The sequence below is a fragment of the Larkinella sp. VNQ87 genome (assembly GCF_049445795.1).
Classification (GTDB): domain Bacteria; phylum Bacteroidota; class Bacteroidia; order Cytophagales; family Spirosomataceae; genus Larkinella.
This window is the reverse complement of sequence record NZ_JBMSDT010000008.1, coordinates 53508-77279: the sequence shown is the minus strand read 5'-3', so window position 1 is coordinate 77279 and position 23772 is coordinate 53508. Positions and strand designations below refer to the sequence as shown.

Here is a 23772-nt window from a genome sequence, read left to right as displayed (position 1 = left end):
ACGGACCGGCGGTCCGTGGTACTATTGCCAGATAATTTCGACGACTTCTTTTTTCAAATCCACCGTGGTGCGTTTTTCGTCGTGGTTGCGCTTGAGGGTAATTGCGCCGTTCTGCACCCGCATCGACTCCTGCTGCAACACCCGGAATTCGTCTTTTTTGTGGAAAATCGAAATCGACAGATCTGTGTAATCAGCCAGCGGCAGGGTGTGGGTTTTCCCGGATGCCTTGATCGAACGGGCGGTTGTCGGAACGGTTTGGCCTTTGGCTAAAGCCAGCGCTCGTGATGCCTGTGGAACCCCGTAACCGATGTAATTATTGCCGTAGGGGTACAAATGCGACGATTTTTCGATGATGCTGATCAGCTCTTTATTGGTCAGCTTCGGATTGGCCTGCATCAGACAGGCGGCAAAACCGGTGATGACCGGGGCCGACAACGAGGTGCCATAGAGCGAAAAACACGAAACGTTCGGTTTGAGGTACGGCAAAAACTCCGGCCCGATACTGCTGTAGCCGATGCGGTTCCAGACTTTGTTGTTGGTAGCGCCCACGGCCAGCACGCCCTGTGCGTCGGCGGGGGTGGAAATGATGCGCCAGGAGCGGTCGTCGCCCTCGTTTCCGGCCGACACGATCACCAAAATGCCTTTTTTGTCAGCGGCCAGTTGGGCGGCTTTGCTGATCAGGCTCGTGTGGCCGTCCATCTGGTTGGGCTGATAATTTTCTTTCGGATTCGTGAAGCCTTTGGCGTAGCCGAGCGAGGTGTTGATGATTCGGACGCCCAGGCTGTCCATCCATTCCATCGCGGCAATCCAGTTATCTTCTTCCCCCCGGAATTCGCGGGCACCGTGGTCGGTGCGGGCCAGGTAAAAGGTGGCGTCGGTGGCCAAACCGTATTGAATATTTTCGTTGGGATCGTGTCCGGCAATGGCTGCCATCACCTCCGTGCCGTGGAAATCCGACAGGGTTTCGAGCGAGCGGAAAAACGCGTCTTTCGGCCGGTTGGCGTTCACGTAATCCCGTACATTTTTGATGCCGTTTCGCTGGAAAATGTGTTTCAGCGCGCTGGCTGAATCGGCCCCGAAAAAACCGGCATCGATAACGCCAATGGTTACATTTTTGGCCGACATCCCCGCCCGGCCGAACACCTCGGCCTGAATCTGCGACATGACGGGCGCCATCTGGGTTTTGGTAATGTCGATATCCAGGCTGTTGATGACAATCCGCTGGTCGATCGGCACAATCTCGTTCACAAACGGCAGTGCTTTCACCGCATCGAGTTGCTGCGTGCTCAGTTCGGCCGAAACCGCATTGAGCCAGCGCGAGCGGAACAGCGGCCGGATGCCCTGGCCCGCCAAGGCTTGCAGGTAGGTCGGGTTGAGGGGCAGGTCCGTTTCATCGACGGAAAGACCCATTGCCTGGCGGTTGGTGAGCGTGCGGGGAGAAAGAGCCGGGGTTTCGGTCAGGGGTTTGTCTTTCAGCGTGATCCAGTATTTGGACTGGGCGGTTGAGACGCCGGTCCAGCCGACCATGATCCCAAAAAGAAGCGCAACAATTTTTTTCATTGAAACGAAAGCATCAATTTTAGGCAACAATCTACAAAATGATCGCGACATTACCGAACAGGGTGTCCGTTGAAATAGCAAACTGTATGAAGTATACGCCCATCAGCAACGAATTGTTTACCCGAAACCGCCGTCGGTTGGCGGACCTCCTGAAACCAAAATCCATCGTTGTGCTCAACGCCAACGACATCATGCCGACCAATGCCGACGGTACGATGGGTTTTCGGCAAAATAACGACCTGTTTTACCTCTCCGGCGTCGATCAGGAAGAGACGATCCTGGTGTTGTTTCCCGATCATCCGGATGAAAAATTTCGGGAGGTGCTGTTTCTGCGCGAAACCAGTGAGCTGATCGAAATCTGGGAAGGCCATAAACTGACGAAAGACGAAGCCGAACAAACGTCCGGTATTTCGAAAAAATCGATTTTCTGGACCCACGAATACGAACGGGTGTTTATCCAGATGGTGTTTGAAGCCGAACACATCTACCTGAATACGAACGAACACACCCGCAATTCGTCGGAGGTCGAAACGCGCGATGCCCGGACGATCCGGCAGTTCAAAGACCGCTACCCGCTGCATCGCTACGAACGATTGGCACCCCTGATGCATTACCTCCGGGCCATCAAGCAACCGGAAGAAATCGACCTGTTGAAAGAAGCGGTCCGGATTACGGAAGACGGTTTCCGGCGGTTGCTGAAAGTGGTCAAACCGGGCGTCTGGGAATACGAGATCGAAGCCGAATTGCTGCACGAATTTGTGTGTCAACGGTCGCGCGGTTTTGCCTACGAACCCATCATTGCGTCGGGGGCGAATGCCTGCGTTTTACACTATCTTCAAAATAACAAACAGTGCCGGGACGGGGAGGTAATCCTGCTGGATGTGGCTGCTGAATACGCCAACTACAACGCCGACCTGACGCGGAGCATTCCGGTGAACGGCCGGTTTACGGAGCGGCAGAAAGCGGTGTATCAGGCGGTTTTGCACGTTATGAAAGAAGCAAAAAAGCTGCTGGTGCCGGGCAATCTGTGGGATGACTACCACAAGGAGGTCGGCAAAATTATGGAGTCGCAACTGATTGGCCTGGGCCTGTTGGATAAAGAGAAAGTTGCCAATCAGGACCCGGACAACCCGCTGTACCGCAAATATTTCATGCACGGAACTTCCCACTTTCTGGGCCTGGATGTGCACGATGTCGGCAACAAATATCGCAAATTCGAAGCCGGGATGGTGTTTACCTGCGAACCGGGCATCTACATTCGCGAGGAGGGGCTGGGCATCCGGCTCGAAAACAACATCCTGATCACCGAAACCGGCAACATCGACCTGATGGAGTCTATTCCGGTGGAAATTGAGGAAATCGAAGACCTGATGAACCGCTGAGAACGGAAGGTTGCCCTGGCTGCGGTTTTCACTCCGGCCAGGACAACTCGGCTTAGGACAGGTGTTGCTGTTGGAACAGAAATGAGCGGAGGTGATTCGAGCGTTCGCGGGTTTCCTGCGCTTTGGCGAAATAGGCCTCCGCAGCGTCAATGTTCTGGCCTTCCGTTAATACTTTGCCCGATTGTTCGAGCAGGATGATGGTTTCTTCCATGCTCTTTACCGATTTCCACAGATTATCTTCCACGGTTTTGGTCACCTCCGCCAGCAGCGAACTGGCGGTGAACGCGTGTCCCGTGTGGCAGCGGTACCGGATGAGTTTGCCCTCCCGAATGCTGATCAGCGAGCCGTTGCACTCCGGGCAGGTTAGCGGGGTGAGGTCACCCATTTTCAGGATATCCATCTCAAAGGCGTTGTCCTGAGCGGCAATGTTGAGTTCTGTTTGCAGTCGAATGGATTCGTCCTCGCTTAGGCCCGAATGATCGGGGGCGGTTTGCTGCGTTAACTCGACAAGCAGATTGGCCATGTCGGCCACGGGTACCTTGTAATCGACATCCACGTATTCGAGCACACTCCGGGGCATACTATCATACATCGCATCTTCCGGTTGCTGCACGATGCTCAGGCCACCCAGCCGGTTGACGGTCCATAAGCCCGATGTGCCATCGTCGAGCAGTCCGGTCAGCACAACGCCGATTACGCGCGAACCGTAGCGGTAAGCTGCCGACCGGAACAACGCATCGATGGAGGGCCGAAACCGGTTTTCTTTGGGCCCTTTCTTGACAATGATCTGATCGTACTCGATCAGCATGTGGTGATCCGGGGGAGCCACATAGATGGTACCGGGTTCCACCAGTTCGCCGTCTTCCGGGTGTCGGGCGGGGAGCGGACCGGCGTGGGTCAGAATATCCGGCAACAGACTCGGCGCGTGCGGGGATACGTGCTGGACCACAAAAATAGACGCATTAAAATCCTCCGGAAAACTGGCCACCAGTTCTTTCAGGGCGTAGACGCCCCCGGCCGAGGCTCCGATCACGATGATGTCGCGTTTTGTCATAGAAAAAGGCGTAGAGCCAGCCGATGAATCAACGGGCTATCTATCTAACCACATTTAGTGACCGATGTTTGCAAAACCGTCAGCACCCCCCGCAGCCGGACTTCCATACCACCGGGGCCAGGTTATCTGAAAAACCGTCCCCGTGCCCGGTTCGGTCTGTACCTCCAGGTGGGCCGAGAGAAGTTTGCAAAGCTGCCGGACGATCGACAGTCCAATGCCTTCACCGGGCACCGCTATTCGGCTGTTGCCGGATTCTTCGACCAGACTTGCCGGGTCCTGGGCCGTACTCAGGGATTGCCGCAACCGCTGAACAACTTCGGGGGGTAATCCGGGCCCGGTATCTTCAATGCGCAGGCTCCACTGATCGCCGGTTTCGTGCCACTGAACCAGAATACCGCCCTGCTGGGTATACCGGATGGCATTCAGGACCAGATTCTGAATGATTCGTTCAATTTTCACCGCATCGGATTCCACCAGCAATTGGTCCGGACCGTCGGTTCGGAGCCAAAGCGCTTTTTCGGCTACCAAAGGCTGCATTTTTTCACACAATTGCCGGATCTGATTACTCACATTGAAGTTTGTCAGCCGCAGGTGCTCCTGGCCCGCTTCCAGCCGGGCGTAGTCGAGCAACTGGGTCAGCATTTCGGTTGCCTGGGAGATGTTGCGTTTCAGCATGTCGAGGATGCTGCTGCGCTCTTCTTCCGAAGAAACCATCGCCAGCAGCGAGGCTGCCCCCGAAATGACCCCAAAGTTGCCGCGCAGATCGTGGGAGGTTTCGCGCAGAAACTGTCCCCGTTGCTTTAGGTACTGTTGAAGTTCTTCCAGCTTGTGGAAGGATTCGTTCGAGTTCCGTACTTCTTCCAGCCAGTGTTGCTGCTGCTGCTCGGCTTGTTTCAGAGCGGTGATGTCGAGACCCGTTACGACGACGCCCCCGTCAAAACGACTGGCCGACACGGCCGTCCAGACATCCGGATCGTCCGGGTTGGGGTTTTCCTGATAGAACGGTTCACCCGTTTCCTGAATGTGTCGGAGTCGTTCCAGCGGGGGAGTTTGATAGAACAGGTTGGGAAATTGGGTCACCGACTGTCCCTTGATGGCCAGGGCTGATTGTCCGAACAGATCGGCAAATTTCTGGTTACAAACCGCCAGGTGGAAGTCGATGATCGATTGGGCCGGTTGGTAGTCAATAACCGCCCGGAAAAAAGCAATCCAGGTCGGCGAACTGTCGAGGACAGCCTGTAGGTTCGTATTGGCGGTTTCCAGTTCCTGCGTACGTTGTTCTACCCGGCGGTCAAGTTCCTGTTGGAGTTCTTTTTGAAGATGCACCTCCGCACAGGTCCCGATATAGCCATTGAAGGTGCCTTCGGGCGAGGTGGTTGGCTGGGCGTGTTCGAGCATCCAGCGGTACTGACCGTCGTGGCGCATCAGCCGGTATTCGGCGCTGAACGGTTTTCGGTCGGCAAAATTCGCGTGGTACGTAGCCAGGTAAAGCACCCGGTCGTCGGGGTGAATGCCCTGCGCCCAGCCCTGACCGACTTCTTCCTCCATCGTTCGGCCTGTATACACCAGCCAGGCGCGGTTCAGGTACGTATACCGCCCGTCGGTTCCGGCCACCCAGGTCAGCGCGGGCGAATTGTCGACCATCGCGTGGAACCAGGCTTCGCGTTCCTCCGACAACCGCTGGGCGCGCCGGTGTTGCGTGATGTTTTCGATGGCCAGCAGAATCGCTTCTTTGCGGAGCTGCCGAACGACGCGCCGGGCATTCAGCAACAGCACAATTTCCTGGCCATCGGGCAGCGTGTAGGTGAATTCAAATCCCTGAAAATGAATGTCCTGCGTGATGACACCCGCCAGCCGTTCGCGCAACCGTTCGCTATCCCACTGACGGCCCCCTACCTCGTACAGCAAACGCCCTTCAATATCTTCCTGACGTAACCGGAACATCTCGTAGAACGTCGAGTTGGCACTCCGGACCCGCAGGTCGGCATCCAGCACCAGCGTGGCTTCGCGCAGGGTGGCAAAAATGGCTTCTGCAAATTCGTAGGCTTCCGAAAGCTGCTCGTTGCGAACCTGCAATTCCTGGTTGATCGTCAGGAGTTCCTCGTTCGTCGACTCGATCTCTTCCTTGCTGGTTTCGAGTTCTTCGTTGATGCTCTGCAACTCTTCGTTGCTGCTGACGATCTCCTCGTTGGCCGATTGCAACTCTTCATTACCGGCCTCCTGCTCCTCGATCAGCGAGTGCATGTCCCGCCGGACGGTCGCCAGTTCTTCCTCCAGTTCCTTGATCCGACGGTTTCGGGCCTTGACCGGGCCGGTTTCGGGAATGATCGGCGGACTGGTTTCCTGAAAAATGATCAGAAACAGCCGGTCTTCGGCATCGCTTTCAAGCGGAGTGGCTTCGATGGCGACGTAGTGCGTTGTTCCGCCCACCTTCATTTCCAAACCGGTTTTGCGCACCGGTTGTCCCGACTTGAGCACCTTATGCACGGCATTCCGCAACTCGAAGGAGAGCGACGGCCGGGCCATTTTCAGTAGGTTCAGGCTGGCGCGTCCCTGCGAGTGTTCGAGGTACAATGCCGTCGAGCCCCGAAAGCTCAGGATGTCGAGGTCCTGGTTGACCACCACACTGGCCGGAATATACTGGCTGAGCAGCATAGCATCTACCCGTTGTTCCAGGTCGTGGCCCGGCGTCGAAGCGGGACGGTTGACCGGCAGTCGGCGGGGAGCCGGGGTGACGGGATTGACTTCGATGGACCGGGGTTGCAGCTCGAAACTGGCGCGCCGGGCTACGTCGTTCTTCCGGGCAAACACCTTGTAGGCTTTCTCGACGGGGGTAAACAGGGACGTTGACGTACCAACGGTTTCCGATTTGCCCAACAACAGATAGCCCCGCGGATTTAACCCATAGTGGAATATGGTCAGTGCCTGACGTTGCAGACTGCTGTTGAGATAAATGAGCAGATTGCGGCAACTGACCAGGTCAACCCGCGAAAAGGGCGGATCTTTAAAAATGTTGTGGGGTGCAAACACGCACAAATCCCGGATAACCTTGTTGATGCGGTAGACATCGTCCTGCTTCGTAAAAAAGCGGCTGAGTCGCCGGGGCGATATGTCGAGCACTTCGGAGCGTGAATACGTCCCCAGCCGGGCTTTGGCGATGGCGGTTTCGCTCAGGTCTGTAGCAAAAATCTGGATGATTCGCTGCGAAGCCTGGTCGCCGAGCACCTCCAGCAGCAACATCGCCAGCGAATAAGCTTCCTGCCCCGTCGAGCAGGCCGGAACCCAGATTCGCAGGGGCTCGCCCGGGTGATTCTCGTGAAGCAGGCGGGGCAGGAGCACTTTTTTGAGGTATTCCATGACCTCCGTGTCCCGAAAGAAGGCCGTTACGTTGATCAGCAAATCACTGTACAGCAAACCGGCTTCCTGCGGATGCTGGCGGATGTACTGCGCATAGTCGCGCAGGGTTTCGAGTTTATACAGCAGCATCCGCCGGATGATCCGGCGCCGGATGGTGGTTACCTTATACTGGCTGAAATCCACCCCCACGGTTTTTCGCAAAAAGGCCAGAATGGGCTTCAGATCTTCGTCCGAAGGCTGGTGATCTTCCTGTTCTTCGGCCAGGGCGGTTTGCTGAAAAATGTCCGGACGCAGGCTCAGCCGCTCCAGTTCGAGCGCAATCTGATCGGGCGACAGAATCAGATCGACCACGCCTTCGGCGATGGCCGAGCGGGGCATCCCCTGGTAGAGCGCGGTCTGGTCCTGGGCAATCGTAATCCCGCCCGCCGATTTAATCGCCTTCAGCCCTTGTGTGCCATCGTTATCCATGCCCGACAGCAGGATACCGATGGACCCGGCTTTCTGGCGATCGGCGAGTGAGATGAAAAACCGGTCGATCGGCAGGTGCTTGACTTCATTTTCCAGGCTCATCGACTCCTGACGAGGCAATAGTGTCAGCACCCCATCGATAATTTCCAGATCGTTGTCGGGCGGAATGATGTAAACCTGATTGGGCTCGATGCGTTGCATGGGTTGCGCTTCAAAAACCGGCATGCTGGTATAACGGCCCAGGACCTGCGCCAGGGTGCTGTCGCGGTCGGGGGGCAGGTGCTGAATATAAACATAGGCAAAACCGGTGGTGGCCGACAGCCGGGTCAGCAGCGTCGAGATTGCTTCGAGCCCTCCGGCTGAGGCTCCGATGGCAACCACCGGAATCGGTTGGGGGGTAGAGTCGGATTGAGGTTTACGTTGTGCCATACTTCATTGGGCCGGAAAGAACATCTCGCCATTTGAAACTCTAAAGTAGTATCCTTTCGCTGGTATTAAACAAGAAAAGTGGAGCCATCTCTCTCGTGCAGACTCAACAGTACGTTATTCAACGGTAAATGGTCAGCAAAAAAGTCGTCTGTTGCTCAGAAAGGGCTGAAATAGTGTTCATGGGAATGTTTCTCAAGCCGGGGCCATTCCCTTATTTTTTTTAGTCCTAACCAACATCTGTATACGTGGCCGGGTAATGGGGGCAAACGGAATTCCCAACACGATGAACGTAACGCTGAAAGTCTGGCGGCAGAAGAACGCTCAAACGCCCGGCAAACTGGTCGAATACAAGTTGACGGATCTTGATCCGGGTATGTCGTTTCTGGAAATGTTCGATGTCCTGAACCAGCAGTTGATTCATAAGGGTGAAGAAAACATCGTTTTCGACCACGACTGCCGCGAGGGCATCTGCGGTTCCTGCGCCATGTTCATCAACGGCCGGGCCCACGGCCCCCAGACCGGCGGGGCCACCTGCCTGCTCCACATGCGGAGTTTTGAAGATGGAAGCACCATTGTGGTGGAACCCTGGCGGGCGAGGGCCTTCCCGATTGTCAAGGACCTGGCCGTCGACCGTTCGGCTTTCGACCGGATTGTGCAGGCCGGTGGCTACATTTCCGTCAATACCGGCGCGGCCCCCGACGCCAACGAAATTCCGGTAGCACGCGAGAAACAGGAACAATCGATGGACGCGGCTGCCTGCATTGCCTGTGGGGCCTGTGTAGCCGCCTGCAAAAATGCCTCGGCCATGCTGTTTACGGCGGCTCAGGTTTCCAAATTTGCGGTCTTGCCCCAGGGTGAACCCGAACGCCAGCTCCGCGTTGAGCGAATGGTGGCCCAGATGGACGCCGAGGGTTTCGGAGCGTGTTCCTTTATCGGCTCCTGTTCCGTCGAGTGCCCGGCGTCAATCTCGCTCGATCACATCACGCGGCTCAACCGGGAATACCTGGGTGCCAAACTGACCTCGAACAATGCGTAAATTGAAAACCGGTCATTCGCTCCGGGTGGGCCTGGCATTGCTGTTGCTGACAGGTTGCGGGGGCAAAAACACGTCCTCGAACGTCGAGTCGCCGGGGGCCGACAAAACCGCCAAAACCGAGGTGCTCGAAGCGGGGGCGGATGTGATTCAGAACAAGGCTCCGCTGAAGGCCATGAGTATGTACCTTGACGGGTTTCATTTTTACAGCGGCAACCTGAAGGGCCAGATGGAGGCTCATCACTACTGTACCCAACTCAACGAAGACCTCGTTCAATGTACCATTTTCGACGGTAACGGCCGGGACGCCCGGATCATGGGTGTCGAATACATTGTGTCCGAGCGGTTGTTTAAAACCCTGCCCGACGAAGAAAAGAAACTCTGGCACAGTCACCACCACGAGGTAAAGTCGGGCACGCTGATTGCCCCCGGTTTGCCGCTGGTGGCCGAACACGAGCTGATGGAAAAGCTGGTGTCGACTTACGGCAAAACCTACCACACCTGGCATACCGACCGCGATCTCGAACTGCCGCTCGGCCACCCACTGTTGATGATGGGTTTTACCAAAGATGGCCAACTGGCCGACAGCCTGGTCCGGCAGCGCGATCAGCGGTTTGAGGTATCTACGCCCGAAAAACGTCAAAACCGGGCCGATATTCCCACACCAACCCTCGTACCGGGGGCCAACGCCTGGGAACAGGGCGAAATCCGGCAGTTGAAAGTCAGTACGGTACAAGAGCCGCTTCCGGGGCACGCCCATTGAGGCACAGCCCATCGTAGGCAGTTAGGCCACACACTCGGTTTTTCAGCCACCAGCGACGTATAGCGGTTAAAATTCCGGAACCTCCCTCCAGAATTGAGGTGCAAATCACCGGACGAGGGACATTCGGAAACTTCAGTTGACCTACGACGTATGGCAAACAACCAGAACGACCACCTCTGGTGGCAAAATGGCGTTATTTATCAAATTTATCCCCGCTCTTTTCAAGACAGCAACGGCGACGGTATCGGCGATTTGCCGGGCATTCTCCGGCGACTGGATCACCTGCAATGGCTGGGCGTAACGGCGGTCTGGCTGTCACCCATTTATCCCTCGCCGATGGCCGATTTTGGCTACGACATCGCTGATTACCAGGGCATTCATTCTATATTCGGTTCTTTACAGGATTTTGACACCCTGCTGCATGAGGTCCATCGGCGCGGTATGAAGCTGATTCTGGACCTGGTGCCCAATCACACCTCCGACCAGCACCCGTGGTTTCGGGAATCCCGCTCGTCGCGCGACAACCCGAAGCGCGACTGGTACCTCTGGCACGACGCCGGTCCCGAGGGTGCTGTGCCCAACAACTGGCTGAGCGTGTTCGGCGGCAGCGGTTGGGAGTGGGACGAAACTACCCGGCAGTATTATTACCACGCCTTTCTGAAAGAGCAGCCTGATCTGAACTGGCGCAATCCGGAGGTCCGCAAAGCCATGTTTGATGTGATGCGGTTTTGGCTCGACAAAGGCGTCGACGGTTTCCGGGTCGACGTCATGTGGCACATGATCAAGGACGAACAGTTACGCGATAACCCGCCCAACCCCAATTATCTGCCTCACATGGCTACCTACGAACAGTTGTTGCCGGTCTATTCGACCGATCAGCCCGAGGTCCACGAACTAGTGCTGGCAATGCGCCGGGTACTCGATAACTACGACGAACGACTGATGATTGGCGAGATTTACCTGCCGATTCATCAACTCATGGCCTATTACGGCATCGATGGCAAAGGGGCACACCTGCCGTTCAATTTTCAGTTGCTGCAATTGCCCTGGGAAGCGCCCCAACTGGCGGCTGCCATTGATACCTACGAAGGCGCTTTACCGCCCGGTGGCTGGCCTAACTGGGTGCTGGGCAATCACGACCAGCCCCGGATTACGAGCCGTGTCGGCCGGGATCAGGCCCGGGTCGCGGCCATGCTGCTGCTGACCTTACGCGGAACGCCCACAATTTACTACGGGGATGAAATCGGGATGCGCGATGTGCCGATTCCGTTCGATGAAATCCAGGACCCGCAGGGATTGAATATGCCCGACAAGAACCTCAGCCGCGACCCCGCCCGAACACCCATGCAGTGGGACCGCAGCGCCAACGCCGGTTTTACGACCGGGAAGCCCTGGCTGAGGCTGGCCGGAACTTACGCCCGGGAAAACGTGGAAATCCAGAAAGAAGACCCTTACTCCATGCTGTCGTTGTATCGGCGACTAATTCAGCTCCGGCAGCAGGAACCGTCGCTGGCAGTGGGCGAGTACGCCCCGGTTTACACAGACACCCAATTGATTGCCTTCATCCGGCAGGCGGAAGGGTATGACCGGTTTTTGATCGTGCTAAACCTAAGCCACCGACCGGCGTATTTCAAACCGAAAGAGACTACACAGACCGGAATCATCGAGCTGGCAACCTATCCGGAACAGGAAGGAAAAGAAATAGGAGAAACCATCAACCTGGCTGGCGACGAGGGCATCGTCGTGCGGCTGAATAGCTAACGAAACGTGCTTACCATGAATAGTGTTGGTGCAACCTACACCGGCGAGGGGCGGTGTGTGTTTACCGTCTGGGCACCGGAGAAAGAATCCATGACGCTGCATCTGGTCCATCCGACCGACCGTCGGATTCCCATGCCACGCGTCGACCGGGAATACTTTCGGGTCGAACTGACGGACATTCAGCCCGGAGTGCAGTATTTTTTTCGACCCAACGACGAAGCGGATTATCCTGACCCAGCTTCGCATTGCCAGCCGGAGGGCGTCCACGGGCCGTCGGAAGTGGTCGATCAGGCCGGTTTTACGTGGACGGACCAATCCTGGCGGGGATTGCCGTTCCGGGATTTGATCCTGTATGAACTGCACGTCGGGACGTTTACACCGGAAGGTACCTTTGAAGCCATCATTCCCCGCCTGGATGCCCTTGCCGAAACGGGTATCAACGCCCTGGAACTGCTGCCAATCTGTCAATTTCCGGGGAGCCGCAACTGGGGCTACGATGGTGTTTTTCCGTATGCCGTGCAAAATTCCTACGGAGGGCCGGAAGGCTTGAAGAAACTGGTGGATGCCTGCCACGCTCGTGGCATGGCGGTTTTTCTGGATGTGGTCTACAACCACGTAGGTCCGGAAGGAAATTACTTCGGACATTTTGGCCCGTATTTTACCGAACGGTATTGTACCCCCTGGGGCGAAGCGCTCAACTTCGACGGGGATTATGCCGATGGTGTGCGAGATTATTTTGCCAATAACCCGGTGCACTGGTTTGAGCATTACCACATCGACGGGCTGCGATTCGATGCCATCCACGAGGTGTTCGACAGGAGCGCCATTTCGATATGGGAACTGATTCACCACAACGTCCGGCAGTTGGAACAGCGGTTGGGCCGTTCGCTACACCTGGTGGCCGAATCCGACCTCAACAACCCCCGGGTAGTCAAACGACCCGATGGGGGCGGATACGGTTTTAGCGCCCAGTGGCTCGACGATTTTCACCATGCGTTGTATACAATGGTCGACAAAGCGGGTCGGGAACGCTACGCGGACTTTGGCCGGATGGAGCAACTGGCCAAAGCCTACACCGACGGTTTTGTGATGAGCGGGGAGTATGCTCCCTTCCGAAAACGGAAATTCGGCGCGTCGTCGGCCGGTATTTCGGGGGAGCATTTCGTGGCGTTCAATCTGAACCACGATCAGGTCGGCAACCGGGTCGGTGGGGAGCGATTGTGTCAACTCATTGATTTTGAGCAGTTGAAAGTGTCGGCTGCGGCTTTGCTGCTGGCTCCGTACGTTCCGATGCTGTTCATGGGGGAGGAGTATGCCGACCGGACGCCCTTCTTCTATTTTGTCGATCATTCCGAAGAAGCGCTGATTCGGGCCGTGAAAGAGGGACGAAAAGCCGAGTTCGCGGCTTTCGGGGGCGAGCAGGAGCCGCTGGACCCTTTTGATCCGGAGACGTTTATCAACTCCCGGCCCCAATGGGAGAAGCGCACGACCGGTCAGCACCGTATTATCCTGGACTGGCACCGGACCCTCATTGGTATGCGCCGGACCGAACCGGTTTTGCAGAATTTTGCCAAAACCGACATCCGGGCGACGGTGCTCGGCCAGGCCGGACTGGTGCTGGATCGGCAAACCCCCGACGGGCAGGAACACCTCCTCTGCCTGCTGAACTTCTCCGACGGAGCGGTTTCCTATACCTTGCCGACCTGGCTGGATTCGTATCAAAAACTGCTGGATTCGAAGGAAAGCCAATGGCTGGAAACCGCCGAATCCAAGGGTGAGCCGTTGCCCGACCAACCTGTACCCGGCCAAACCGTGACGCTGTCCCCATCCAGCGCGACCGTGTACAAAGCCCGTACCCACGGACTTTAGTCCGTGTTTTTTCCTGACTATTCGAGTGTCCAGCTCAAAAAACACGGACTAAAGTCCGTGGGTACGTCAAAACAAACCGCTTAGTAAAAGGAATGCTTATCCGATACCGAAAAGTAGTACATTACTTTTCAAGCTACGAAGGTATATGGATAAGCTAACGAAAGGGCAGTTTTTTGGCCAGTCACGAAAGGAGCTTGTAGTGAATGGGCTGTCGCTGGTCCAGTCCGTTTATCACAACCAGCATAGCTGCCCCTGGCATTACCACGAAAACGCCTACTTTGCCTTTACTACCGGTGGCCACTTGCTCGAATCGTACAAACACCGGGAGATTGCCCTGAGCGCAGGTTCGCTGACCTATCACTATAGCCAGGAACCGCATCGAAACAGCCGGTACTCCTCGTATGTTTCGAGCCTGCACGTAGACATTGACGATGGCTGGTTCGACCGCTGCGACCTCCGGCAGGTTCGACCGGAAGGCTTGCGGGAGCTAAAATCTCCTGACCTGAAAATTACCTTTGCCCGGCTACTGGCGGAAACCCGGCTGGGTGGCACCGAGAAAGAAGTGGCAACGGAAAGCCTGGTGGTATTGGCCTTTAGCAATTTGCTTCAGTTGCGGGAGTATTCGGACTACAAACCCGCCTGGCTGGGGAAACTAAAAGCTTTGCTGTATGCCAATTATGACAAGCCTCTCAGTCTGAGCAATATTGCGGCTGAACTGCAACTTCATCCGGTTTATCTCTGTCAGCAGTTTCCCAAGTTATTTCAATGTACGCTGGGGGAGTATATCCGCAAGATCAAACTCGAGAAAGCCATTGAGCGAATGATCAGCCGCGAACCGGTATCGCTGACGGAATTAGCCTACGACTGCGGTTTTTCGGATCAGAGCCATTTTATCCGACTTTTCAAAAAACATACCGGTTTCACGCCATTCGCCTTTCGAAAACTGGTTCAGTGACTCCTCCTTAATTCTGTTCTATTTTCCCGATGCTGGTTGTGCCAATTTTAACCTGGAAAACAACCAGCTACTCGTTAATGCTATGAACAGAAATCGATTTATTTCAGCGCTCTCCTGCCTGTTGTCCACACCGTCTTTGGCCTTTTCCGGCTTAACAAACGCTTTACTGCCCGCAAAAGGCTTTGTTGCAAAGGCGGGTGAAGGCCGCAAGCACGGCCACCTGAAACTCAAAGGGGTCAATGTCAACGTGATTGATGTCAAAATTTCGGGCAGCGACACCGATGGTGGTTTGGCGGTCTTCGAGCAAACTTCCCTTTCTCCGGGCCGGGGAACCCCGCTGCACGTACACCCGGCGCAGGATGAAATTTTTTACGTGCTCGAGGGGGCGTACTATTTTCAGGTAGGCGAAGAAAAATACCACCTAAAGGCGGGCGACTCCATTTTCCTGCCCCGCAAAGTACCCCATGCCTGGACGCAAATGGCCGACAAAGGCAAAATGATCGTGATGCTGCAACCGGCCGGTAAACTGGAGGATTTCTTTGTCAACCTCTCCGGTCTGAATCACGATCCTTCGAAAGAGGAATTAGCAAAGCTTTTCCGTGACAACGACATGCAGGTGGTCGGCCCTCCCCTGGAGGTGAAATAGAATGCATTTCCTCAAGATATTATTGTAACTGCTTCATAACCAACGAATAGTGCACAGATGAAACGTCGTCTCTTTATTCAACTTCCGATGGGGCTTTCTGCCTTGTCGGCATTTGGGTTACCGCCCCTGGCGCCGGGGAAAGGGTTTAAAGTTGAAGCCGGTAAAGACCGCTTTGACAAGCCTATTTCGCTGTTTGAGGGCGACACATTCACCACCAAAGTGTCAGGTAGCGACAACGACGGGGGCATTTATGTATTTGAATCCGTTCGAATCAAGGAAGGCGGACCGACGCATCATCTGCATGTAGAGCAGGATGAGTGGTGGTATATCCTAAAGGGCGAGTTTCTATTTAAAATCGGGGACGAACTGTACCGGGGGAAAGCGGGTGACAGTTTCTTTGGGCCAAGAAATGTGCCTCATAGCTTTGCCAAAGTAGGCAAAGGGGAAGCCCGGCTGTTGATGTTCTTTCAGCCAGCCGGTCGAATGGAAGAATTTTTCAGGAAAATCAGCGAAGGGGTGACCAAAAACATGACCGACGAAGAAAAGGACAAATTCCGGCAGAAATACGGCCATAAAAGCGTCGGCCCTCCGATCAATCTGAGTACCCACGGACTTGAGTCCGTGTTTTAAGAGCCAGCTTTTGAGCTAGGATAATCTAAATCACGGACTCAAGTCCGTGGGTACTAGAGAAGTGCCCGAACCCAGTTTTGCTTGCCGCAGTTGGGGCAGGTTTCGGTGTCCTGTGCATGTGGAATATCCAGTTTTTTGAGATTTCCGCAGTGGTAACAGACATACTGGTTAGGGGCTAGTTGCTGTTGCAGGGTAAAATCCGAATCCCATTCCGGCAGAATGGAAAGCCCCGGCTGCGGCTCCGGAAATTTAATCAGCGTGAAAGCCCCGTTGGCTTCCATGTACAGTCGTTTGACGTGGCCCAGATGGGGCAGACCCTTCGACCGGAGTTGGGCAAACAGCAACTCCCGCGTCAGGCGGGATTCGCGCAAGTTGTCAAGCTGGATGACCGAATTTTCGACCATGGTGCTTTCAATGCCCTGCGAGATGCCCTCAAACCTTTCGTTGCGGGCGGCCCAGGCCGAAATGCCACGCTGGATAAAAATCACCACCAGGGCAATGATGATGGCCGGAACCAGCCCCCGGCTGGCATCCAAAACCGGCACCCCGACGGCCGCTGCCAGCGAGATCATGGCCGCCATTTCGTTGCGGCTAAGGTGTGAAGCCATCCGCCGACCCATTAGCCGCATGGAACCCACCAGAATCAGGTAAATGACCACAATCCGAATCAGAATCTCCAGGTAAAAGACGCCCGGAACCTCGCCGAGCAGAATTCGTTGCCAGTCGTAAATATGAATGTTCTCTTTTTCCATAATTCATTAAATAACCGCTTTGACCCATTCACCAGCTCCGCAGCTTGGACATATCTTATCCCGGGTGGTGGCCGACTGCGTAAAACCGCAATTGGAGCAAGCCATCAGCGGTTCGTCGGGCATCCGGTGAAGCGTGTGGATTTCGTCGTCGGGGGCTGGCAAAACCGACAGGCCGGGGCGGTCTTCTTCATTCGTATATAAGCTAAAAAGCCCGTACGCTTCCAGGTACAGGCGTTTTACCTTACTCAGATTGTAGATGTTTTCTTTCCGCAACACGGCGTAAACCTGCTGATGAGAAAGCCGGTTTTTGGCCATGGTCTTACACTGGATAATACCGTCTTTGATCAACATGGTTTCTGTACCCTGAATGAGCTGCTCGGATTTGCGGCTTTTGAACCCCAACAGATTGGTCAGACGCAGAAACAGCAGGGCGCAGAACATGGCCAGGATACCCGACAGCACCCCCCGGTCGGGTAATTGCATGGCCGGGGCCAAAATAGCCCCCATTGAAAGCATGACGGCCATTTCCAGGTTCGTCAACTGGCTATTCATGCGTTTGCCCAACAACCGTAAAACCACCAGCAGGATCAGGTAAATCACCACGGTTCGCAAAAACACTTCGAGCATGAACTCAACGGGGGCGTTCCCGATCAGAATCCGTTGCCAGTCTTCAAAAAAAATAGCTTCTTTCTTCATTCAGCTTCAAAAAAATGATGCGGTTTAGAAACCGCAGGCCCCGCCCGAATGATTTAAGTTCTGGCCCAAAAAGGAAATTAGTGAGCGAAAGATCCGGTTTAAGGCCGCTCAATCGGGAAAAATGAAAAAATAAGAGGGAAAACCGCCCACTGCGTTATGGACTCACTAGCTGTTCACAAAACCGTTTTGGTCCATGAAAAACCTCCTGCTGCTGGTGGGGCTCAGCCTCCTGATGGCCTGTCGGGACAATCCGGCTGAAACCACCTCGGAAAAGAAAACGCCCCCAACCCCCGTTCCGACGGATTTTATTCAGGAATTATGGTATAAAAACAGCCTGGTCTACAGTGTGGATGTCGAGGTATTCAAGGATTCCGACGGCAACGGTTTCGGCGATTTCAACGGCCTGACCCAACAACTGGACTACCTGAAAAACCTCGGGGTCGATGCCCTTTGGCTGGCACCGTTTCAGCCCACACCCAACCGCGACGACGGCTACGACGTGTCGGATTTTTACGGCATCGACCCCAACCTGGGCACCGAACAGGATTTCGACGCTTTCATGCGGGAGGCCGGTCGGCGAAACATCCGGGTCATGATGGATCTAGTGACCAACCACACCTCCGACCAGCATCCCTGGTTTCAACAGGCCATCCAAAATCCGGCTTCGCCCTACCGATCGTGGTACGTCTGGTCGAAAGAACGGCCCAAAAAGTGGGATTCCGGCATGGTGTTTCCCGGCGTGCAGGAAAGTGTCTGGACCCTGAATAAAAAAGCCGGGGAATATTACTACCACCGGTTTTACGAGTTTCAACCTGATCTGAACATGCAGAATCCGGCCGTGCTGCGGGAAATGCGGAAGATCGTGAAGCACTGGCTCGACAAGGGCATTGCCGGGTTTCGGGTCGATGCCGTTCCGTTTCTGATAGAAATCGCCAACGCGGATTTTGATCCGGATAGTCCTGAACATCAGTATGATATCATCAGCCAATTGCATCAATACATTCAATGGCACAAAAGCGACGCGATTTTGCTCGGCGAAGCGAACGTCGATCCGAAGGAACAGGAACCGTATTTCGGGAAAGACGGACAGGGGATGCAGACCATGTTCAACTTTTTTGCCAACCAACACCTGTTTTACGCGATGGCGACCGGCGAGGTGAAGCTTTTTTCGAAAGCGCTGGAAGATACGAAAGTGGTGCCCCCCACGGCCCAATGGGCGCAGTTTCTGCGGAATCACGACGAAATTGACCTGGGGCGGCTCAGCGATGACGAACGCGACAAGGTCTACGCCCGGTTTGGTCCCGACAGCACCATGCAGCTTTACGACCGGGGTATCCGGCGTCGGCTGGCCCCCATGCTCGGCGACCGTCGGCTGATCGATCTGGCCTACAGCATGCTGTTTTCACTGCCCGGGATGCCGGTGATTCGGTACGGCGAAGAAATCGGCATGGGTGATGATCTGCGGCTTGAGGAACGGCTATCGGTCCGGACGCCCATGCAATGGGCGAACGCGCCGAACGGCGGTTTTTCGACGGCGGCCCAAACCGTGCGGCCGGTGATCAACCAGGGCGAGTACGGTTTTTCCAAAATCAATGTGCAACAGCAGCTTTCGGATTCGACCTCGCTGCTGAGCCACATCCGGCGGATGGTTCGGTTGCGGAAACAATGTCCGGAGATCGGCTGGGGCGATTGGCACATACTGGATACCGGCTCCACGCACGTGCTGGCGATTCGCTACGACTGGCAGGGTCGCTCGCTGCTGATGGTCCATAACTTCAGTCCCGAGCCGCAGCAATTCCGCCTGAATCCCGAAACCCAAACCGGGCAAACGCTCACCAGTTTGAAGAATAAAGGTAAATTGTCCGTCGAAAAAGACGGTGCCTTTGCGATGAAGCTCGGAAGTTACGGCTACGGCTGGTATCGGCTCGGGAAGTAACCCGAACCGATGCCAGTCAAAACCGGTTTTACCAGCGGTTATACAGCGTTGCCCACAGCCGAAGCTGATTTTCGGCTTCGATGGTAAGCTGATCGGGCAGCAGGCGCCAGAGCCAGTTGTTTTCAGTGGCCGCCGGGGTGTTGATCCGGGCGGTTTCGTCCAGCCCCAGCATGTCCTGCACCGGCAGGATGACGGTTTTGGCCACCGACGCATAGACCAGTTGCCCAAGCACCTGATGGACGTTTTGCTCCGAAACCGGCCGTCCGACGTACTGTTGCACCTTTTTTTGCTCGGCTTTGGACAGTTCCCGGAACCAGCCCCGGGTCGTGTTGTTGTCGTGCGTACCCGTGTAGGCGACGAAATTAGGACTGTAATTGTGCGGACTGTGGGGTGAACGCGCCAGGTCGGACGTGGCAAACTGAATGACTTTCATGCCCGGCAGACTGAACTGATCCCGGAGTTCATACACATCTTCCGTAATGTCGCCCAGGTCCTCGGCCACGAACGGTAAGTTGCCCAGTTCTTTTTGAACTTCCCGGAAAAAATCCGCGCCCGGCCCGGTTTGCCACTGGCCGTTGATGGCGGTTTTTTCGTCGGCCGGTACTTCCCAGTACGACGACAGCGCCCTGAAATGATCGATCCGGACGAGATCGTAGAACTCGACATTTTTCCGGATGCGCTGAATCCACCACTCGTAGTTTTGCTCTTTCAGGCGGTCCCAGCTAAAAACCGGCATGCCCCATAATTGCCCGTTGGCGTTGAAGTAGTCGGGAGGAACTCCGGCAACTGTAGTTAGACGCCCTTTGTCATCCAGGCTGAATAAATCCGGGTGCGCCCAGACATCGGCCGAGTCGTAGCCGACGTAGAACGGAATATCCCCCAGTAAATGAATATCGACGTTGTTGCAGTACGATTTAAGCCGGTGCCATTGCCGGGCGAAGATGAACTGCAGCCAGCGGACTTTTTCCAGCGCGTCGGCCTGTTGCTCCGAAAACCGGGCCAAGGCATCCGGATTTCGCAGCCGGAACGGTTCCGGCCACTGGTGCCAGGGCTGGCCGTTGTGGTTCTGTTTGAGGACTACAAAAAGGGCAAAGTCGTTGAGCCAGTGGTCCTCCCGTTGGCAAAATACCTGAAAACCGGTTTTTAATTCTGGAAAATCACCCAGCGAAAAAGTTCGAAACGCCTGCTCGAATAATTCCGTCCGGATGCGTTCGGCTTCGTCATAATCGACCCGATGGGAGGCCGGAAGAGCGTATTTTTGAACGGCTTCCGGGTCCAGTAAACCGTCTTGTGCCAGGGCTTCCGGACTGATCAGGAGTGTGCTTCCCGCCAGGCTGGCGTACGTGCTGTAGGGCGAATGCCCGGCCCCGGCTTCGGTCGGATTGAGCGGCAGCAACTGCCAGTATTTCTGTCGACTCCGGCTCAGAAAATCGGCAAACGCATACGCTTCCGGCCCCAGATCGCCGATGCCAAAGGCCGACGGCAGCGAACTGACGGCCAACAGTACACCCGCGCTGCGGTCGGTGGTGGATCGCTGGAGCTTCAACACCGCCAGCGGCAGGTGCTTAAACAGGTCGTTGACAGCAATCGTATGTTCGTGCTGACCGCTGGTTTTGAGCAGCACATGGTTCCAGTCGTCCGGTGCATTGGCGGGCAACACGATGCGCGTATCTTTCCAGTCGAGGTCGACCGGGCTCCGTTTCTGCTGTTGGCTCATGACGGCCAGGTGCAGCGGAACCGCCACCACGGCCCACGACTGCCGGTAGCGCCGGGCAAACGCCAGCACATGGTCCTGATAACGACCTTCCACCGACAAGGGAAGGTAGTCGCCTTCGGCAAACAGATCGGGTTGCTGTTTGCGCTCGTTCAGCAGCGTGTGTGTCAGCCAGAGTTTGATGCGGGCGTCGTAGCGGTTTTCCCACAGGTGTTGCAAAAGCGTTTCCACCGGCTCGGATTCGGCGCTGAGCAGTTCGTCGAGCCACTGCTGCCGTTGTTCGTAATCGACCGGTCGGCGGTTGTCGGGATCGACCAGGCTCAAATCCCACAGTTCGCAGCCCTGGTAGATGTCGGGAACGCCGGGGCAGGTAGTTTTCAACACCAATTGCGCCAACGAATTGATGATGCCAAAGTCGGCCAGTTCGCGGTGGAATTTTTGGAAGCTTTTCCAGAACGGTCGTTTCTTGTCCAGCAAACCAGTCGCGAAGGCTTTGGCGGCTTCCTCGTAATTGGTGTTGGGCGAGTTCCAATCCGAATGCCGTTTGGCTTCCCGCAAGGCTTTTTCGAGGTATTGCGCCAGCCGGTTTTCAAAATCATCTTCCGGCTGACCGGGCATTGGAAAGGCTCCGGTTAATGTCTGGTAAATAAAGTATTCGTCGTTCGGGTCGGGCGCGCCGTTTTGCTTTAGATCGATGTTCATCCGCTGCCATTCCCGCACGGTTTCGATCCAGCGTTCGGGCCGGTCGGTCAGCGCATTCAGCCGAGCTCGCACATCTTCTCCGCGCTTGGTGTCATGGGTCGAGGTGCCGTTGAGGGCCAGCGGCCAGTGGCGCTGGCGTTCCTGCATGGCCCGGTGGAAATCCGAGGGCGTAAACCCAAACACGTCCGGTGAATCACCCACCTCGTTGTGACCGATAAACCGGTTGTAGGTATACATCAGCGTATCTTCCACGCCTTTTGCCATCAGCGGACCCGTAAACTGCATACACCGCTGGTAAAACCGTGTAACGCGCTGGTTGTAGGTTTCGTCGCCGTTCTGCGGTTTTTGCAGAAAAATAGTTTTCAGGAGGTTGGCCGCCGTGGAAAGCTCTTTGTGGGCTTTGATGACATTATCCAGAATAGTTGCAACCGCCTGGGCTTCGGGTTCATTCAGCGGAAAGCAGTTACCGTAAAACCGGTACACCGGACATTGAATCAGGAACGCGCCAATGGCCGCTTGCAACGTATCCGGGGGTAACAACGCCAGTTCATTTTCATCGACCAGATTCAGCTCCAGAAAAAGATGGTAGAGGTTGTCCAGTTCACCCCGCATGTGCTGGTTCAGAATGTGCGCTTTCTTGGTTAGAATCTGCTCCGGAACAGGCGTGTTGTCGCCGACGAGTTGGTCGTAAAACCGGGTGAACGGTTCCTCACTGGCCGGTTGGGTAAACACATTGTTTACCTGCGCCAGGTAGTCGTACCCGCTCGTGCCGTGCACCGGCCAGTCGGTGGGCAGCGGTTCGCCGGGTTCCAGAATTTTTTCAACTACGATGTAAGTTTGCTCTCCGGCCAGTTCGCGAAGTTGTTCCAAATACCGGGTTGGGTCGTAGAGCCCGTCGATGTGGTCGATGCGCAGCCCGCTGAAAAGGCCTTCGTCGAGCAGCGTTTTTATATAGGCGTGAAAATGGCTGAATACCGCTTCATTCTGCATGTTCAGGCCCATCAAACTACTGACCGTGAAAAACCGCCGGAAATTGATCCGCTGGTCGGTTTCGGCGTAGTGCGCCAGCCGGTACACCTGCTCGTCGGCCAGTTGCTGCAACAAATCCGGTTTTCGGTTGAGGGTTTTCAGCGTTTGATCAACGTACTTTTTAATACCATCGTTTTGCAACAAAGACTTCAGTTGCTGCCGGAATTCGTCCATCGCCAGGGCGTAAGCTTTGGGGTCTTCGACCTGGTGAATAAGGTGTGTGTGGTCCAGCAATTGCCGGATGGCTTCCGGAACCGGGTCCGCCCCGGCCTGCAAAACCGTTGCGTACGAGCGGAGGTGCAGCGGATACCGGGCGTCAAAATACCTCAACATCAGTCGCCCGTCCTGGATAATTACCTGTAGTTCAGTACTCTGAATTACTTCTTGCAGGGAAGCACCCAGAAACGGAACCATCAGTCGCCCGTGGAAAAGCTCACTTGTCCAGGCCGAATCAAAAAACGAAATATACTGCGACAATGGGCCTTTTTCGAGCACATCCATCAACCAAGGATTGTTGGTGTGAAAGGCCATGTGGTTTGGCACAATGTCCTGAAGCCAGCCTATACCCAGTTTATTCAATCGCTTACTGAGCGTTCGAAACTGTTTTTCCGTGCCGATTTCGGGGTTGATGCGGTGGGGGTTGATGCCATCATACCCATGCAGACTGCCCGGTACCGATTCGAAAATTGGCGATGCATAGAGTGTGACAACACCCAGTGTGTGCAGGTATTGAATTATTTTTTCAAAATCCCGGAAGGTAAACTCATGGTGGAACTGAATGCGGTACGTGGTAACGGGATTCATCATGTTCAATTGATTCGTGCTAGCTTGTGGATAGTTTCTATGAAAACGATGTCCGATTGATTCGAGTGATGTGGCTTTTACAAATCATCCCCCGGTAATCGACGAGCCGTTTACAGTAATAAGCCAAATAGAGGGTCAAAGGTTTTGGCGTTTCAAACCGGGAATGAGCAAGTGGTCCGTTGGCACTATTCGAAAAACAATCGGCCAGCCCCCGGAAAGAGAACTGGCCGAT

The 23772-nt window shown here is 55.2% G+C and carries 15 protein-coding genes; 9 read left to right on the top strand and 6 right to left on the bottom strand.

Annotated elements, in window-relative coordinates; genetic code table 11:
* Positions 1–21: 21 nt before the first annotated feature.
* Positions 22–1560, bottom strand: coding sequence for a S8 family serine peptidase (locus ACO2Q8_RS15005; protein ID WP_423345647.1), 1539 nt, complete (start codon positions 1558–1560; stop codon positions 22–24).
* A gap of 86 nt (positions 1561–1646) precedes the next feature.
* On the opposite strand from ACO2Q8_RS15005, the gene ACO2Q8_RS15000 reads away from it, so the two are divergent.
* The gene (locus tag ACO2Q8_RS15000) at positions 1647–2942 is read left to right on the top strand and encodes an aminopeptidase P family protein (RefSeq protein WP_423345646.1); all 1296 of its coding nucleotides are present in this window, start codon (positions 1647–1649) and stop codon (positions 2940–2942) included.
* Positions 2943–2994: 52 nt separating this feature from the next.
* Here the strand turns inward: ACO2Q8_RS15000 and ACO2Q8_RS14995 are convergent, their stop codons facing one another.
* On the bottom strand, positions 2995–3996 hold the full coding sequence (locus tag ACO2Q8_RS14995; protein ID WP_423345645.1) for a chemotaxis protein CheB: 1002 nt from the start codon (positions 3994–3996) through the stop codon (positions 2995–2997).
* Between the two features lie 54 nt (positions 3997–4050).
* Positions 4051–8250, bottom strand: a complete 4200-nt coding sequence (locus tag ACO2Q8_RS14990) for a chemotaxis protein CheB (RefSeq protein ID WP_423345644.1) — start codon at positions 8248–8250, stop codon at positions 4051–4053.
* Between the two features lie 283 nt (positions 8251–8533).
* Between ACO2Q8_RS14990 and ACO2Q8_RS14985 the strand changes: the two genes are divergently transcribed.
* The 7 genes from ACO2Q8_RS14985 (at position 8534) to ACO2Q8_RS14955 (ending at position 15907) form a co-directional block, all read left to right on the top strand.
* Positions 8534–9286 carry a succinate dehydrogenase/fumarate reductase iron-sulfur subunit gene (locus ACO2Q8_RS14985; RefSeq protein WP_423345643.1) on the top strand — a complete coding sequence of 251 codons (753 nt, stop codon included), beginning with the start codon at positions 8534–8536 and terminating at the stop codon, positions 9284–9286.
* Complete coding sequence (locus ACO2Q8_RS14980; RefSeq protein ID WP_423345642.1) at positions 9279–10046, top strand: OBAP family protein; 768 nt, start codon at positions 9279–9281, stop codon at positions 10044–10046. The genes ACO2Q8_RS14985 and ACO2Q8_RS14980 overlap by 8 nt, the downstream gene beginning before the upstream one ends.
* A gap of 150 nt (positions 10047–10196) precedes the next feature.
* Positions 10197–11807 carry an alpha-amylase family glycosyl hydrolase gene (locus tag ACO2Q8_RS14975; protein WP_423345641.1) on the top strand — a complete coding sequence of 537 codons (1611 nt, stop codon included), beginning with the start codon at positions 10197–10199 and terminating at the stop codon, positions 11805–11807.
* A gap of 15 nt (positions 11808–11822) precedes the next feature.
* Positions 11823–13676, top strand: a complete 1854-nt coding sequence (treZ, locus tag ACO2Q8_RS14970; RefSeq protein ID WP_423345640.1) for a malto-oligosyltrehalose trehalohydrolase — start codon at positions 11823–11825, stop codon at positions 13674–13676.
* 145 nt (positions 13677–13821) lie between these two features.
* Positions 13822–14631 (top strand): helix-turn-helix transcriptional regulator, encoded by an 810-nt coding sequence (locus ACO2Q8_RS14965; RefSeq protein WP_423345639.1) that lies wholly within the window; start codon positions 13822–13824, stop codon positions 14629–14631.
* 82 nt (positions 14632–14713) lie between these two features.
* On the top strand, positions 14714–15277 hold the full coding sequence (locus tag ACO2Q8_RS14960) for a cupin domain-containing protein (protein ID WP_423345638.1): 564 nt from the start codon (positions 14714–14716) through the stop codon (positions 15275–15277).
* A gap of 57 nt (positions 15278–15334) precedes the next feature.
* On the top strand, positions 15335–15907 hold the full coding sequence (locus tag ACO2Q8_RS14955; protein WP_423345637.1) for a cupin domain-containing protein: 573 nt from the start codon (positions 15335–15337) through the stop codon (positions 15905–15907).
* Between the two features lie 53 nt (positions 15908–15960).
* On the opposite strand, the gene ACO2Q8_RS14950 is transcribed toward ACO2Q8_RS14955, so the two are convergent.
* Positions 15961–16659, bottom strand: a complete 699-nt coding sequence (locus tag ACO2Q8_RS14950) for a DUF421 domain-containing protein (RefSeq protein WP_423345636.1) — start codon at positions 16657–16659, stop codon at positions 15961–15963.
* Between the two features lie 6 nt (positions 16660–16665).
* Entirely contained in the window at positions 16666–17355 is a 690-nt protein-coding gene (locus ACO2Q8_RS14945; RefSeq protein WP_423345635.1) for a DUF421 domain-containing protein, read from the bottom strand.
* Positions 17356–17548: 193 nt separating this feature from the next.
* Between ACO2Q8_RS14945 and ACO2Q8_RS14940 the strand changes: the two genes are divergently transcribed.
* Positions 17549–19291 carry an alpha-amylase family protein gene (locus tag ACO2Q8_RS14940; protein ID WP_423345634.1) on the top strand — a complete coding sequence of 581 codons (1743 nt, stop codon included), beginning with the start codon at positions 17549–17551 and terminating at the stop codon, positions 19289–19291.
* A gap of 28 nt (positions 19292–19319) precedes the next feature.
* Here ACO2Q8_RS14940 and treY read toward each other — a convergent pair whose 3' ends face one another.
* Positions 19320–23543 (bottom strand): malto-oligosyltrehalose synthase, encoded by a 4224-nt coding sequence (gene treY, locus ACO2Q8_RS14935; RefSeq protein ID WP_423345633.1) that lies wholly within the window; start codon positions 23541–23543, stop codon positions 19320–19322.
* Positions 23544–23772: the final 229 nt, after the last annotated feature.

What these genes read in the sequence shown, in the direction of transcription:
- ACO2Q8_RS14975 (WP_423345641.1), top strand. Translation starts at nt 10,197, where the DNA reads ATGGCAAACAACCAGAACGACCACCTCTGGTGGCAAAATGGCGTTATT.
- treZ (WP_423345640.1), top strand. Translation starts at nt 11,823, where the DNA reads ATGAATAGTGTTGGTGCAACCTACACCGGCGAGGGGCGGTGTGTGTTT.
- ACO2Q8_RS14990 (WP_423345644.1), bottom strand. Translation starts at nt 8,250, where the DNA reads ATGGCACAACGTAAACCTCAATCCGACTCTACCCCCCAACCGATTCCG.
- ACO2Q8_RS14950 (WP_423345636.1), bottom strand. Translation starts at nt 16,659, where the DNA reads ATGGAAAAAGAGAACATTCATATTTACGACTGGCAACGAATTCTGCTC.
- ACO2Q8_RS15000 (WP_423345646.1), top strand. Translation starts at nt 1,647, where the DNA reads ATGAAGTATACGCCCATCAGCAACGAATTGTTTACCCGAAACCGCCGT.
- ACO2Q8_RS14995 (WP_423345645.1), bottom strand. Translation starts at nt 3,996, where the DNA reads ATGACAAAACGCGACATCATCGTGATCGGAGCCTCGGCCGGGGGCGTC.
- ACO2Q8_RS14980 (WP_423345642.1), top strand. Translation starts at nt 9,279, where the DNA reads ATGCGTAAATTGAAAACCGGTCATTCGCTCCGGGTGGGCCTGGCATTG.
- ACO2Q8_RS14965 (WP_423345639.1), top strand. Translation starts at nt 13,822, where the DNA reads ATGGATAAGCTAACGAAAGGGCAGTTTTTTGGCCAGTCACGAAAGGAG.
- ACO2Q8_RS14945 (WP_423345635.1), bottom strand. Translation starts at nt 17,355, where the DNA reads ATGAAGAAAGAAGCTATTTTTTTTGAAGACTGGCAACGGATTCTGATC.
- ACO2Q8_RS15005 (WP_423345647.1), bottom strand. Translation starts at nt 1,560, where the DNA reads ATGAAAAAAATTGTTGCGCTTCTTTTTGGGATCATGGTCGGCTGGACC.
- ACO2Q8_RS14940 (WP_423345634.1), top strand. Translation starts at nt 17,549, where the DNA reads ATGAAAAACCTCCTGCTGCTGGTGGGGCTCAGCCTCCTGATGGCCTGT.
- treY (WP_423345633.1), bottom strand. Translation starts at nt 23,543, where the DNA reads ATGATGAATCCCGTTACCACGTACCGCATTCAGTTCCACCATGAGTTT.
- ACO2Q8_RS14985 (WP_423345643.1), top strand. Translation starts at nt 8,534, where the DNA reads ATGAACGTAACGCTGAAAGTCTGGCGGCAGAAGAACGCTCAAACGCCC.
- ACO2Q8_RS14960 (WP_423345638.1), top strand. Translation starts at nt 14,714, where the DNA reads ATGAACAGAAATCGATTTATTTCAGCGCTCTCCTGCCTGTTGTCCACA.
- ACO2Q8_RS14955 (WP_423345637.1), top strand. Translation starts at nt 15,335, where the DNA reads ATGAAACGTCGTCTCTTTATTCAACTTCCGATGGGGCTTTCTGCCTTG.